This window comes from Streptosporangium oxazolinicum (assembly GCF_039537505.1).
In the GTDB taxonomy this organism is placed as follows: Bacteria; Actinomycetota; Actinomycetes; order Streptosporangiales; family Streptosporangiaceae; genus Streptosporangium; species Streptosporangium oxazolinicum.
In genome coordinates, this window is sequence record NZ_BAABAQ010000007.1 from 317,775 (window position 1) to 330,322 (window position 12,548).

General features: G+C 71.7%; 13 protein-coding genes. 8 read left to right on the top strand and 5 right to left on the bottom strand.

Annotation, left to right across the window (positions count from 1 at the left end; genetic code table 11):
- The first annotated feature begins 1 nt into the window (after position 1).
- On the top strand, positions 2 to 337 hold the full coding sequence (locus ABD817_RS20955) for an ArsR/SmtB family transcription factor (protein ID WP_344919828.1): 336 nt from the start codon (positions 2 to 4) through the stop codon (positions 335 to 337).
- A gap of 186 nt (positions 338 to 523) precedes the next feature.
- Here the strand turns inward: ABD817_RS20955 and ABD817_RS20960 are convergent, their stop codons facing one another.
- Complete coding sequence (locus tag ABD817_RS20960) at positions 524 to 1,711, bottom strand: FAD-dependent monooxygenase (RefSeq protein ID WP_344919727.1); 1,188 nt, start codon at positions 1,709 to 1,711, stop codon at positions 524 to 526.
- A gap of 392 nt (positions 1,712 to 2,103) precedes the next feature.
- On the opposite strand from ABD817_RS20960, the gene ABD817_RS20965 reads away from it, so the two are divergent.
- On the top strand, positions 2,104 to 4,404 hold the full coding sequence (locus ABD817_RS20965) for a phosphoketolase family protein (RefSeq protein WP_344919728.1): 2,301 nt from the start codon (positions 2,104 to 2,106) through the stop codon (positions 4,402 to 4,404).
- Positions 4,405 to 4,514: 110 nt separating this feature from the next.
- On the opposite strand, the gene ABD817_RS20970 is transcribed toward ABD817_RS20965, so the two are convergent.
- Positions 4,515 to 4,982, bottom strand: a complete 468-nt coding sequence (locus tag ABD817_RS20970) for a MarR family winged helix-turn-helix transcriptional regulator (protein WP_344919729.1) — start codon at positions 4,980 to 4,982, stop codon at positions 4,515 to 4,517.
- Positions 4,983 to 5,044: 62 nt separating this feature from the next.
- Here ABD817_RS20970 and ABD817_RS20975 point away from each other — a divergent pair, with 62 nt between their 5' ends.
- Both ABD817_RS20975 and ABD817_RS20980 read left to right on the top strand, forming a co-directional pair.
- Entirely contained in the window at positions 5,045 to 5,431 is a 387-nt protein-coding gene (locus ABD817_RS20975) for a tautomerase family protein (RefSeq protein ID WP_344919730.1), read from the top strand.
- Between the two features lie 149 nt (positions 5,432 to 5,580).
- Positions 5,581 to 6,159, top strand: a complete 579-nt coding sequence (locus ABD817_RS20980; RefSeq protein WP_344919731.1) for a helix-turn-helix domain-containing protein — start codon at positions 5,581 to 5,583, stop codon at positions 6,157 to 6,159.
- A 150-nt stretch (positions 6,160 to 6,309) separates the two neighbouring features.
- On the opposite strand, the gene ABD817_RS20985 is transcribed toward ABD817_RS20980, so the two are convergent.
- The 3 genes from ABD817_RS20985 to ABD817_RS20995 all read right to left on the bottom strand — a co-directional run bounded on the left by ABD817_RS20985 (position 6,310) and on the right by ABD817_RS20995 (position 9,167).
- On the bottom strand, positions 6,310 to 7,296 hold the full coding sequence (locus ABD817_RS20985) for a hypothetical protein (protein ID WP_344919732.1): 987 nt from the start codon (positions 7,294 to 7,296) through the stop codon (positions 6,310 to 6,312).
- Positions 7,293 to 7,817 (bottom strand): RNA polymerase sigma factor, encoded by a 525-nt coding sequence (locus tag ABD817_RS20990; protein ID WP_344919733.1) that lies wholly within the window; start codon positions 7,815 to 7,817, stop codon positions 7,293 to 7,295. Before ABD817_RS20990 ends, ABD817_RS20985 begins: the two co-directional genes overlap by 4 nt.
- 207 nt (positions 7,818 to 8,024) lie before the next feature.
- Complete coding sequence (locus ABD817_RS20995; protein ID WP_344919734.1) at positions 8,025 to 9,167, bottom strand: serine hydrolase domain-containing protein; 1,143 nt, start codon at positions 9,165 to 9,167, stop codon at positions 8,025 to 8,027.
- A 142-nt stretch (positions 9,168 to 9,309) separates the two neighbouring features.
- Here ABD817_RS20995 and ABD817_RS21000 point away from each other — a divergent pair, with 142 nt between their 5' ends.
- The 4 genes from ABD817_RS21000 to ABD817_RS21015 all read left to right on the top strand — a co-directional run bounded on the left by ABD817_RS21000 (position 9,310) and on the right by ABD817_RS21015 (position 12,402).
- Positions 9,310 to 9,861, top strand: coding sequence for a PadR family transcriptional regulator (locus ABD817_RS21000; RefSeq protein WP_344919736.1), 552 nt, complete (start codon positions 9,310 to 9,312; stop codon positions 9,859 to 9,861).
- A 211-nt stretch (positions 9,862 to 10,072) separates the two neighbouring features.
- Complete coding sequence (locus tag ABD817_RS21005; RefSeq protein ID WP_344919738.1) at positions 10,073 to 10,627, top strand: hypothetical protein; 555 nt, start codon at positions 10,073 to 10,075, stop codon at positions 10,625 to 10,627.
- A 369-nt stretch (positions 10,628 to 10,996) separates the two neighbouring features.
- Positions 10,997 to 11,776 (top strand): CoA transferase subunit A, encoded by a 780-nt coding sequence (locus tag ABD817_RS21010; RefSeq protein WP_344919739.1) that lies wholly within the window; start codon positions 10,997 to 10,999, stop codon positions 11,774 to 11,776.
- On the top strand, positions 11,773 to 12,402 hold the full coding sequence (locus ABD817_RS21015) for a CoA transferase subunit B (protein ID WP_344919741.1): 630 nt from the start codon (positions 11,773 to 11,775) through the stop codon (positions 12,400 to 12,402). The genes ABD817_RS21010 and ABD817_RS21015 overlap by 4 nt, the downstream gene beginning before the upstream one ends.
- Positions 12,403 to 12,548 lie beyond the last annotated feature (146 nt).

Sequence of the window (12,548 nt, forward strand, 5' to 3'; positions counted from 1 at the left end):
CATGCCGGTGCCGCTGCACCAGGCCAAGGCCGAATTCTTCCGCACCATCGGCCATCCGGTCCGCATCCAGGTGCTGGAGCTGCTCCAGGACGGCCCCCTGCCGGTGCGGGACCTCCTGAGCGCCATCGACGTGGAGGCCTCCAACCTCTCCCAGCAGCTCGCCGTGCTGCGCCGCGCGGGAGTCGTGACCGCCACCCGGGACGGCGCCACCGTCGTCTACGCCCTGTCCACCCGGGACCTGGCCGACCTGATGTCCGTGGCGCGGTCGATCCTGGCCGAGGTCCTCGCCGAGCAGGGAGAGCTGCTCGCCGAGCTGCGCGCCGAGGCCGGTAGGTGAGCGCGGCCTCCCCGCAGCGCAGGCGATAGGGGTGCGGGCCCTTCCCGGCCCCCGTGGTGATCGCCCGTCGCCTCCCGTCCCGAGCGGGGCCGGAGCCTGCTTCGCGATTCGAGGACACCGGCGAGTGGTGCCCGGCGGGCGGGCCGTGCCGTCGCACCGCCCGCCCGTTGCGCCCGTCCCGGCGTTTCAGCCCGCCATCGCGGTCTCGGGGTCGTAGCCGTAGAGCCAGGCGCTCTGCCGGAGCGGGTCACCGCCGGCGAGGGCCGCGTCGCGCTCCAGCTGGGCGGGCCCGTCGGGCAGGTGGTTCTGCACCTCGCGGCCCCGGCTCATCAGCTGCACCCGCGAGGCCCGGGGCCTGCGGATCTCCTCGTAGCGGGCCAGCGCCTTCGTCACCGTCTCGCGGGTGGCGTCGCGCAGGCAGCTCGTGAGGACCGCCGCGTCCTCGACCGCCTGGGCGGCGCCCTGGCCGAAGAAGGGCAGCATCGAGTGGGCGGCGTCCCCCAGCAGGGTCACCCGCCCCGACGTCCAGCGCTCCAGGGGGCTGCGGTCGTACAGGGCCCAGCGCTTGGTCTCGGTGGCCGCGGCGATCAGCCGCCCCAGCCGGGGGTCCCAGGTCTCGAACTCGCGCGCCAGGTCCTCGATCCGCCCGTCGGCCGTCCACGACTCGACGCGCCACTCGCCCGCGGGCACGGCCGCGACGACGTTGATCAGTTTCCTGTCCCTGATGGGATAGTGCACGAAGTGGCGCCCCGGGCCCAGCCAGAGCGTCTGCACCCGGCGCAGCGCCAGCTCCGGTGCCCGGTCGGCCTCGACCAGGCACCGGTAGACGCACAGCCCGGAGAAGCGCGGCGGCTCCTCGTCGACGACCGCGGGCCGGACGGTCGAGTGGATGCCGTCCGCGCCGATCACCGCGTCGGCGACCACCGTCGTCTTCACGCCCCGGGTGTCGGTGAAGGTCAGCTCGACCTCCTCGCGGTCCTGTTCCAGCAGCTCCAGCCGCCGTCCGGTCCTGACCGCGTCCGAGGGCAGCGCCCTCAGCAGCATGTCGAGCAGGTCGGCCCGGTGCGCGACGTAGCAGTCGGTGCCGTACAGCCGCCGGCACTCCTCGCCCATCGGCTGGGAGGACAGCACCCGGCCGTCCTCCCAGCGCCGGAACTCCCAGGCGGCCTCCAGGGGGACGGCGAAGGACGCCAGCCGCTCGCCGAGCCCGGCCCGTACCAGGGGGCGGACCATGTTGGGGCCCACCACGATTCCCGCGCCGACCTCGCGCAGCTCGGAGGTCTGCTCGTACACGACGGCCTCGATGCCGGCCTGCCGCAGCAGCAGGGCGGTGGCCAGCCCGCCGAGGCCTCCGCCGACAATGGCGATCTTCACTCAGGGGTTCCTCTCCTCGGACGGCGTCTCACCCCGCGGCACCGCGGTGCTCCTCGACGAGGTGTCTCGTCGGCGGGTCCTCACCGAAGTCGTTGATCGGTTCGCCACCTCGGTCGGCGGGGCCACCCGGTCACCGCCGGTCAGCACGCCCACCCGGACCCGGCGGCCGTCCCGAAACCCGGTAGACCTCATCGTTCACTCCCGGCGTTCCCGGCACGAGGCGTCACGGTAGCCTCGAACGCACCTCTACTACGTTCTCGGCTCATCTGGTGATCCTCGTACATTCCTTCCCAATGCGGTAGTGGAATGCGGTAGTGGGGCGGGGTGCCGCGCGGTGTGAAGGTGTTCGCCGTGCCGGGGTTCGAACGTCCCGGCTGAGGAACTGTCGATATATGGACGCACTCGCGCATGTCGACGCCTATTGGCGCGCGGCCAACTACCTGTCGGTTGGTCAGATCTATCTGCTGGACAACCCGCTGCTGGCCGAGCCGCTGCGGGTCGAGCACATCAAGCCCCGGTTGCTGGGGCACTGGGGGACCACTCCGGGGCTGAATTTCTGCTTCGCCCACCTGAACCGGATCATCGCCGAACGCGACCAGGACATGATCTACATCGCCGGTCCGGGGCACGGTGGTCCGGGGGCGGTGGCGCACGCCTGGCTGGAAGGCTCCTATACCGAGAAATATCCGGATATTACGCAGGACACCGATGGGATGCGGCGGCTGTTCCGGCAGTTCTCCTTCCCCGGAGGCATCCCCAGCCACGTGGCGCCCGAGACGCCCGGCTCGATCCACGAGGGCGGTGAGCTCGGCTACTCCCTGGCCCACGCCTACGGGGCCGCGTTCGACAACCCGGACCTGGTGGTGGCCTGCGTCATCGGCGACGGCGAGGCGGAGACCGGGCCGCTCGCGGCGAGCTGGCACTCCGGCAAGTTCCACGCCCCGGGCCGTGACGGCGCCGTGCTGCCGATCCTGCACCTGAACGGCTACAAGATCGCCAATCCGACCGTGCTGGCCCGCATCCCGCAGGACGAGCTGGTCAAGCTCATGGAGGGCTACGGATACCGGCCGCACATCGTGGCCGGGGACGAGCCCGAGGCCGTGCACCAGATCATGGCCCAGACCCTGGAGACGGTGTTCGACCAGATCGCCGAGGGCGGCCGGCCACCGATGATCATTCTGCGGACCCCCAAGGGGTGGACCGGGCCGCGCGAGGTCGACGGCCTGCCGGTGGAGGGCACCTGGCGCTCCCACCAGGTGCCGCTGGCGGGGGTACGCGACAACCCGGAGCACCTGGCGATGCTGGAGGAGTGGATGCGCTCCTACCGGCCCAGGGAGCTGTTCGACACCGACGGGCGGCCGGTGGCCGAGATCCTGCGCACGGTGCCCGAGGGACCGCTGCGGATGAGCGCGAACCCGCACGCCAACGGCGGCGAGCTGCTGCGGCCGCTGGCGCTGCCCGACTTCCGCGAGTACGCGGTCGAGGTCAAGTCGCCCGCCACCGCCACGAGCGAGCCCACCCGGGTGCTCGGCGCCTTCCTGCGCGACGTCATCGCCGCCAACCCCGACACCTTCCGGTTGATGGGCCCCGACGAGACCGCCTCCAACCGGCTGCAGGCGGTGTTCGAGGCCACCGACCGGGCCTGGAACGCCGAGGTGCTCCCGACCGACGAGCACCTGGGGCAGGGCGGCCGGGTGATGGAGGTGCTCAGCGAGCACCTGTGCCAGGGCTGGCTGGAGGGCTATCTGCTGACCGGCCGCCACGGGCTGTTCAACTGCTACGAGGCGTTCATCCACATCATCGACGCGATGTTCAACCAGCACGCCAAGTGGCTGGAGTCCTCCAGGAAGATCGTCTGGCGCCGTCCGGTCGCCTCGCTGAACTACCTGCTGTCGTCGCATGTGTGGCGCCAGGACCACAACGGCTTCTCCCACCAGGATCCCGGTTTCCTGGACGTGGTGATGAACAAGAAGGCCGAGGTGGTGCGGGTCTACCTGCCGCCGGACGCCAACACGCTGTTGTCGACGGCCGACCACTGCCTGCGCTCGCGCGACTACGTGAACGTGATCGTGGCCGGTAAGCAGCCGGTGCTGGACCTGTTGACGATGGACGAGGCGATCGCGCACTGCACGCGCGGTCTGGGCGTGCTGGAGTGGGCCAGCACCGACGCGGGGGTCGAGCCGGACGTGGTGCTGGCCTGCGCCGGGGACGTGCCCACCCTGGAGACCCTGGCGGCGGCGGCCCTGTTGCGCGAGCACCTGCCCGAGTTGCGGGTCCGGGTGGTCAACGTGGTGGACCTGATGCGGCTGCAGCCGCCGTCGGAGCATCCGCACGGCATGCCGGACGCGGAGTTCGACACGCTGTTCACCGCCGACCGGCCGATCATCTTCAACTTCCACGGCTATCCGTGGCTGATCCACCGCCTGACCTACCGCCGCAGCGGGCACGAGAACATCCACGTGCGCGGCTACAAGGAGGAGGGCACCACGACCACGCCGTTCGACATGGCCATGCTGAACGACATCGACCGGTTCCATCTGGTGATGGACGTCATCGACCGGGTTCCCGGGCTGGCCGAGCGCTCGGCGCACCTGCGCCAGCACATGGCCGACGCGCGGCTGCGCGCCCGCGCCCACACCCGCGAGTACGGGGAGGACCCGGCCGAGATCCGCGACTGGACCTGGCCCCGCTGAGGAGCCGGTCCGTGCGCGGCGTGCCACCGCCCGCGTCACGCCGCCCGGGGGAGCGGGTGGCGTGACGCGGGCGTCGCCGTGCACCGGACCGGCTCGCCGAAGTCCTCGCCTCAGGTACGCATCCGCCTGCCCAGGGCGGTCTCGTAGGCGCGCATCGTCCGCACGATCGTGGCGCGTTCGGCCGGTGTGAGGTCGGCCAGGACCTCGGCCCACGCCAGCGCGCTGCCCGCCAGCCACTCGCGGATCGGCTCGGCGTACTCCGGTGCGATCGCGACGACCCGCCGTCGCCGGTCGGTGTCGTCCTCCTCCCGCGTCAGGACACCGCGGCGAGACAGGTCGCCCACCATGAGGCTGACGGTCGTCGGAGCGACCTCCAGCCGCTCCGCCAGCCGGCTCACCGTGAGGGGGCCGTCGTGTTGCAGGTAGGCCAGCAGCGACAGGTGGCGGGGCGCGAGATCGAGCGTCCGCAGCGGCTCGGGAACGGGCAGCCGCTTGGCCCGCCCGACGAGCCTGGGCATCAGCAGCAGCATGGACCGCACCGCCTGCTGGATCGTCATGCTGCCCGCGTCGTTGACCATCCGGCACCTCACCTATTACCTTTGCATCTAAAGCTAATTTGAGAGCAAACGAGAGGTTCTCGATGCCACATCTGACCGTCCGGGTCCTGGAGCCGCAGCTCAAGGGCAACGAAGCGGCCCTCATCGGCGCGTTGACCGACGCGGTGGCCGAGGTGTACGGCGAGTGGGCGCGCGACGTCGCGGTCATCCACCTCGACGGCGTACCCGCCGGGCGGTGGGGCCTGCGAGGCGAACCGGTCGACGAGGCCCCACCCGCGATCACGTTCGGTATCCGCGAGGCGGCGCTCACCCGCCCCGACAGCGGCGAGCTCGCCGCCAGGCTCGTGCGAACTGTCACCGACGCCGTCGCCGGTGTCCTCGGGGCGCACCTGCGCGACACCATCGCGGTCGAGCTCGTCGCGACCCCGGCCGGTCGCACCGCGCTCGGAGGTGTGATCGTCGACGACTAGTCACCGCCCGTCTCGGTGGCGATCTTCGTGATCGCCGCGCGTTCCCGTCCTAGGGTGACATGTCCGCGACCGCGCGCACGCGGCGAGCCGCTCGGGCGCGCGGGGCGGTGAGCGCGGTCGAGACGGCGGGATCTGCGAGGATTGACGGCATGGACAAGATCGCTCAGGCTCTGTCCGAGGTCGGTCCCCGCCTCAAGCGGCTCAGGACCCAGCGTGAGATCACCCTCGCCGCGCTGTCCGAGGCGACCGGGATCTCGAAGAGCACGCTGTCCCGGCTGGAATCCGGGCAGCGCAGGCCGAGCCTGGAACTGTTGTTCCCCATCGCCCAGGCCCACCAGGTGCCGCTGGACGAGCTGGTCGGCACGCCCGAGGTGGGCGATCCCAGGATCCGGCTCACGCCCCGCCGGGCGCACGGCCGGATCGTGGTCCCGCTCACCCGCCAGCCGGGAGGCATCGCCGCCTGGAAGATCCTCGTCCCCGCCGACCAGACCGAGCCCGAACTCCGGGTTCACGACGGCTACGAGTGGCTCTACGTGCTGTCCGGCCGGTTGAGGCTCGTCCTGGCCGAGCATGACCTCGTGCTGGCCGCGGGCCAGGTCGCCGAGTTCGACACCCGGCTCCCGCACTGGTTCGGCAGTGCGGGAGCCGGGGCCGTCGAGATCCTCAGCCTCTTCGGGCCCCAAGGTGAGCGCATGCACGTCCGCGCCCAGCCCCGGGCCAAGGGGTAGCTCCCCGGCCCGGCGTCGCGGAGGTCATCCCAGGGGCCTGGTGTGCCCCTCCGGTCGCCGGGGCCGCCTTCCGGGACGGGCGGTGGCGTCCCCGCCCGGAACCGCTCGCCGGTCCCGCGCGGCTCCGCGTCGCCCTCCGGACTCCTCCGTTCACCGTTCCAGGTCGTAGGCCACCTCGGCGACCCGGACCGTCGCGACCAGAGGGTCGTCGAGGATCCTCCGCAGCTGCCCGACGGTGGAGAGCGTGTCCACGTAGGCGTAGGCCTTCCCGCCCGACGCCGCGGAGCGCAGCCGCGCCAGGTCCAGGCCGAACCTCCTGAGGTTCGGCTCGTCGTACTCCCGAAGCGCCCCCACCCAGGCGCGGAAGTTCGCCAGCTCGTGCGGGATCAGGTCGCTGCACGCGCCGCTGCGCATCGTGGAGGTGCTCGGCAGCATGCCCGTTCCCCAGGTGATCGGGGTGGAACGCGGACGGTTCTCGTAGACCACCAGATCCGGGCAGGACCTGTACTGCCCGCCGAAGGCGGCGAGCTGGGAGCCGGTGCGTGGAGCGGTGAACTCCACGACGGCGAGCGCGTTCATGGTCTCGGGGAGGCGGGCCAGTACCTTCCGCATGTGCTCCTTGGGCTGGTTGCCCGTCCCGACGTTGTACAGGGCGTAGGTGAGCGGGGTCTCGGTGGCATGGCCGAGCGGCGGTCGCCGTACCCTGCCGAAGAAGTCCTGGGTGAGCTCCTCCCCGCGGTCGCCGAAGGCCGTTCCGGTGCGGAAGGAGCCCTGGACGCGACGCGGGCTCACCCCGACCTCCATGGAGAGCGACAGCGGGGCCGCGGTGATCTCACCCGGCCTGACCTCGTAGCCCGGATTGGCGATCTGCAGCGCCGTGCCGAGCACGTCGAGCATGCGGGTCTCCCGATCGCCGCGCCGCTGGAACGCCTCCGACCCCACGGTCGCCACCAGGAAGATCATCACCAGCGTGACGAGCACGACCAGGCTCGTCCGCAGGATTCCCCCGCGGACGGCCCGGCGCGTCCTCTTCGGGTCGAAGTCGGGGATCTCGAAGTCCGGGGTATCGAACGGAGTCTTGGGGCCGGTCGCCTCGGCGGGGTCGTTCGGCCCGGTGTGCCGGGTCGGTTCGGTCATCGGGTCGCTCCGTACATCTCGGCGAAGGCGGCGCGGGCGCGCCACACGGCGGTCTTGATCGAGCTCGTGGACTGGCCGGTCATCGCGGCCACCTCCACCAGAGAGAACCCGTCGAAGTAGACGAGGATGAGCAGTCTCCGCTGCCGTTCGGGCAGGCGGCCGAGCACGTCGCGGACCGCGACGGCGTCGGTCGCCATCTCCGGCATGCCGAGCTCGTCGGGGCCGGGCAGCGGTGTCTCCGGGCGCTTACGGCGCACGTGGTCGACGAGGACGTTGCGCGCGATGCTGAGCAGCCAGGCGACCGGTGCCTCCCCACGCCAGCCGAGCAGGGCCCGGGTGGCCTTGACGAAGGTCTCCTGGGCGAGGTCCTCGGCCAGGTGGGGGTCGCGGGTGCGACGCAGGAGGTAACCGCAGACCAGGTGCCAGTGCTCCCGATACAGATCTTCGATGCGGGTGCCGATGGTCGCCTCCGCGTCCAGGATGGATGTCTCACATCTGAGGAGACGGGGGAAGCGCCCCAATGGTCACAGCCCGGCGCGGTGACGAATGCCCCGGGGCCGCCGCGTTCCCGGTCGTGATCGGCGCCGTCGGCACTGCTCGCGCCGTCCGCCGAGTTTGGCGAGGACGCCCCGCCGGGCGGGTCGCCGCCCTGGTCGTCGCGCGGTGAGGGCGTGGGCGGTGTGACGGTGGTCAGAGCCCCGGCACGTCGTACGGGAGGGTCTCTTCGCTCACCTTCGCCAGACGTCCAGGCACCGCGCCATGAACCGGAAGGGGATGGCCTGCCCCCTGGTCTGGTCGACCGTGCCGGCCAGGTGCAGGTCGAGCTCCGGGCAGTGGAAGAGCCAGGTCCCGGTGGCTCCCGAATGGCCGACGAGCGTGACAGGGCGGCGCCCAGGCGACATGAGCCGGCCGACCCTGAAGAACATGGTGCCCAGCCCGTACCGGAGGACGGGGATGTTGCGCAGCCGGTTGCGCCGCTCGGTGAGCGGCTCCAGCGAGCGGGCGTCACCGAAGAGCCCGCCGCCGAGCAGCGCCCGCTGAAAGCTGAGGAGATCGCCGGTGGTGCCGAACAGGTCGTTGGAGGACTCGATCATCAAGGGCAGCTCCACGCGGCGCCGTCTCGCGTAGAGCGGCGAGGGCGTGGCGGTCGCCGGATCCGGCGGGCGATGTCCGGGGAGCCAGGTGCGCGTCAGGCCGAGCGGCCCGAGGATCCGCTCGGTCAGCAGATCGGCGAACGACCGATCGGTCACCGTCTCCACGATGCGGATGAGCAACTGGAAGCCGGTGTCGGAGTAGCGGGCCTTCTGCCGGGGGGCGGTGAGGTCCTGCGGCTCGAAGTGCGGGCGCTGCCGCTCGCGCGTGGTCCGGATCGTGTCCTCGAACGTCCAGGCCAGGTCCTGACCGGCGGCGAGGCGCTCGTACAGGCTGGGGCCCCCACGACGCCTCTCGAAGTGGTCGGGCAGCCCGGAGGTGTGACTCGCCAGATGGCGCACCGTGATCGCGGACGTCCGGTCGACCCCGCCGAGGACATGGAGTCCGGTGATCGTCTCCGCCGGAAGGAGGCCGCTGATCGGCGCGGCCAGGTCGAGCTCGCCGCGCTCGTGCGCCTGGAGGACGAGCGTGATGACGAAACGCTTGGTGACGCTCGCGATGAAGAACGGGGTGTCGGGGCGCGGCGGGTGATCGTCGGCATCGGCGGGGCCGGAGGCGGCGGACCAGCGCCGTTGCCCGTCGCCGCTCGTGACGGCGAGGTTGGCGTGGTGCATGCCGCGCCGCGCGACGAGGCTCTCCAGCAGGCCCGTCAACCGCGCGTCGAGGGCGGCGGGAACGTGATTGTCATGAGCACGGGTCGTGGCGAGCGGCGATGTCACGTGAACACTCCCCGTGTCTGTTCCCTCACGTTGTCACGAAATATCACTGTTTCTCCGTTTTGGGCGGACTGGACGAGAGCCTCGATGATCTTTATATGTCTACTAGACATATCTACGAGAGTCAACGGTCTACACTCGACCGGTGGCCCATGTGATCCTCGGTCTGCTCCTGATCGCCCCGCAGAGCTTCTACGACCTCATCAAGGGATTCGAGGCCGGTGTCGCGCTCTTCTACAGCGCCAGCTCCGGCAGCATCAAACGCGCGCTGGACACCCTGCTCGCGCGGGGGTTCATCGAGGTCGCCAGCGTCGAGGCCGGGGGCCGGGGACGGAAGGTGTACCACCTGACCGACGCCGGTCGTGAGGAGTTCCACGCGTGGATGACGGGGGAGCCGACCGGGCCGGACCTGGAGACCGCGGCGCTGTCCAGGCTCTACTTCCTCGGTCTGCTGGAGCCGGTCGAACGGGTGGCGGTGCTCCGCCGCATCACGGCGCGCATCGAGGCCGACCTCGCGGCGCTCTCAGCCCTCGACAAGCAACTCGACAAGCACTTCGACGCGCTGGACGTCCCGGAGGAGCACCGCGACCTCGCCACCCACCAGCGCGCGACGCTCGACTACGGCATCGCCTCACACCGCTTCGCGCTCGACTGGTTCCGCGATCACATCGAGCGGCACGGCCCGCCGGACCGCTGACGCCGCGCGGACGCGGTGCCGGGTCCGGCCTCTCGACGGTGAGCGTGGTGTAGACGTCGATGTTGCACATGGCCGCGTAGACGTCGACGGCGGACCGCACGTCCAGGCCGCGCCGCAGGAAGCCGTCCGGCCAGGACGAGATGAGCCGAGAGGAGCAGAGGTGGGCCGAGGTGGAGTGGTGCGGGTGTCGGCGGGCCGGGATACTGTCCGCATGCGGAACCGTTCGAGTAAGCGGGTCGTGCGGTCGCGAGCCGTGTGGGCGACGGCCGCCCGGCTGGGCCAGGTCCACTGGTTCTTCGGCAACGTCTACGAGGCGATGGTGGACATGCCCCAGCTGCTGGCGGACGCCCGATCGGACAGGGCGCCGGAGCTTCTGGGCGCCGGAAGCCCGCTGCGCTACTACCTGCCGGTGGCGCCCGTGACCCTCGCGGCCACCGCGGCCACCCTGGTCGGCGGCTGGCGATCCGGCGGTGACAGACGCGCCGTCATCGCGGCCGCGGCCGGTACGGTGTCGGCGACGGCACTCACCGCCTACCTGGTACGGACCGTCAACCTCCCGCTGTTGCGAGGCGACGAGCCACTCGGCGAGGCGGAGGTCCGCGGGCTGGTCCGGACGTGGCACCGCGGCAACCTGGCGCGCCTGCTCGCCCTCGCCGTCGCGATGTGGGCGCTGGGACACGGCGCCCGAGGCGAGGTCGCCGGGGAAAACCGCCTGCCGCGTGTTCACACCAAGCCCGGTGTCAGGACCTCGCCGCCGTCGCGGTGAGGGCGAGGACCGGGGCGCCGGACGCCATGGCGTGCCGGTCTTGAGACGCCGCAGGCCACCGACTACGCCGCCGCCCCCGAGCAGACCTTCGAGTTCGGCCTCCAGGCCCTCCTCGACGGCCTTGAGGACCGGCTCGCCGACGTCCCCTCCTGACTCGCGGCCGGGGCTCCTCGCCTCGCCGGGGATCCGAGGACCGAGGGCCTCCGGCGCGTGGGCATACGCGAGATCGGCCGCCGAGGTGACGGCGTGCCGGGACGCCGCCGAGGGACGATCGCGGCCGACGGCCCCTTTCCCGGGGAGATCGGGTAGGCTCGCATGCGCATGATGAACTAAAGTTCGCAGAGCGAACGCATTGCGGAACGGAGTGCCGTGCGCAGGGACAAGGTGGTCGCCACCGCCGCGGAGGCGCTGGCGGACGTGCGTGACGGCGCCTCGTTCGCGGTGGGCGGGTTCGGCCTGAGCGGCATCCCGAGCGTGCTGATCCAGGCCCTGTACGACACGGGGGTGCGCGGGATCGGCGTGGTGTCGAACAACTGCGGCGTGGACGGCGGCGGCCTGGGCGTCCTGCTGGCGGCCGGGCGGATCGGCCGGGTGACGGCCTCCTACATCGGCGACAACAAGGAGTTCGCCCGGCAGTACCTGGCCGGGGAGCTGGAGGTGGAGCTCACCCCGCAGGGCAGCCTGGCCGAGCGGCTGCGCGCGGGTGGCTGTGGCATCCCCGCCTTCTACACCCCCGCCGGGGTCGGCACGCCGGTCGCCGACGGCGGGCTGCCGCTGCGGCACGGCCGGGACGGCTCGGTGGTGCTCGCCTCGCCGCCCAAGGAGGTGCGCGAGTTCGACGGCCGGGCCTACGTGCTGGAGCGCGGCATCACCACCGACTTCGCGCTGGTGCGTGCGGTCAGGGGGGACCGGTACGGCAACCTCGTGTTCGGCAAGGCCGCCAGGAACTTCAACCCGCTGGCCGCGATGGCCGGGAGGACCACGATCGCCGAGGTCGAGGAGCTGACCGAGCTCGACCCCGACGAGATCCACCTGCCCGGCGTGTTCGTCCAGCGCGTCGTGCGGCTCACCCCGGAGCAGGCCGCCGACAAGGCCGTCGAACGGCGTACCACCTCCGCTCCCGCGCCCCGGGCGGAGGGCACCCGATGAGCTGGAGCCGTGACCAGATGGTCGCGCGCGCGGCGGCCGAGCTGCGCGACGGCGACTACGTCAACCTCGGCATCGGCCTGCCCACCCGCATCCCCTCCTTCCTGCCGGCGGAGGTGGACGTGATCCTGCACTCGGAGAACGGCGTCCTCGGCGTCGGCCCCTACCCCGCGCCGGACGCGGTCGACCCCGACCTGATCAACGCGGGCAAGGAGACCGTGACCGTGCTCCCCGGCGCGTCGTTCTTCGACTCCTCCCTGTCGTTCGGCATGATCCGCGGCGGTCACATCGACGTGGCGGTGCTGGGCGCGATGCAGGTCTCCGCCCGCGGCGACCTGGCCAACTGGATGGTCCCCGGCAGGCTCGTCAAGGGCATGGGCGGCGCGATGGACCTGGTCCACGGCGCCCGCAGGGTTATCGTGATCATGGAGCACACCGCCAGGGACGGCTCGCCGAAGATCGTCGAGAGGTGCACGCTGCCCCTCACGGGGAAGGGGTGCGTCCACCGGATCATCACCGACCTCGGCGTCCTCGACGTCACGGGGGAGGGGCTGAGGCTGGTGGAGACCGCACCCGGGGTGAGCCCGGCGGAGCTGCGCGACCGCACGGACGCCGAGGTGAGGGCGTGAGGGTCCGCGTCGCGGACGCCGTACGCACGCCCTCCGGCCACCGGGATCCCGGCGACCCGGCCGTCCACGTCACCAAGGCCGCGTCGTCAAGGCCGCGGCGTCCGGCTCCGGCCAGGGCCCGGCCGTCGCCTCCGGAAGGTCAGGAG

Excerpts from the sequence above, each read along its gene's own strand:
- ABD817_RS20955 (WP_344919828.1), top strand. The coding sequence starts at position 2 with ATGCCGGTGCCGCTGCACCAGGCCAAGGCCGAATTCTTCCGCACCATC.
- ABD817_RS20965 (WP_344919728.1), top strand. The coding sequence starts at position 2,104 with ATGGACGCACTCGCGCATGTCGACGCCTATTGGCGCGCGGCCAACTAC.
- ABD817_RS20970 (WP_344919729.1), bottom strand. The coding sequence starts at position 4,982 with ATGGTCAACGACGCGGGCAGCATGACGATCCAGCAGGCGGTGCGGTCC.
- ABD817_RS20975 (WP_344919730.1), top strand. The coding sequence starts at position 5,045 with ATGCCACATCTGACCGTCCGGGTCCTGGAGCCGCAGCTCAAGGGCAAC.
- ABD817_RS20980 (WP_344919731.1), top strand. The coding sequence starts at position 5,581 with ATGGACAAGATCGCTCAGGCTCTGTCCGAGGTCGGTCCCCGCCTCAAG.
- ABD817_RS20985 (WP_344919732.1), bottom strand. The coding sequence starts at position 7,296 with ATGACCGAACCGACCCGGCACACCGGGCCGAACGACCCCGCCGAGGCG.
- ABD817_RS21005 (WP_344919738.1), top strand. The coding sequence starts at position 10,073 with ATGCGGAACCGTTCGAGTAAGCGGGTCGTGCGGTCGCGAGCCGTGTGG.
- ABD817_RS21015 (WP_344919741.1), top strand. The coding sequence starts at position 11,773 with ATGAGCTGGAGCCGTGACCAGATGGTCGCGCGCGCGGCGGCCGAGCTG.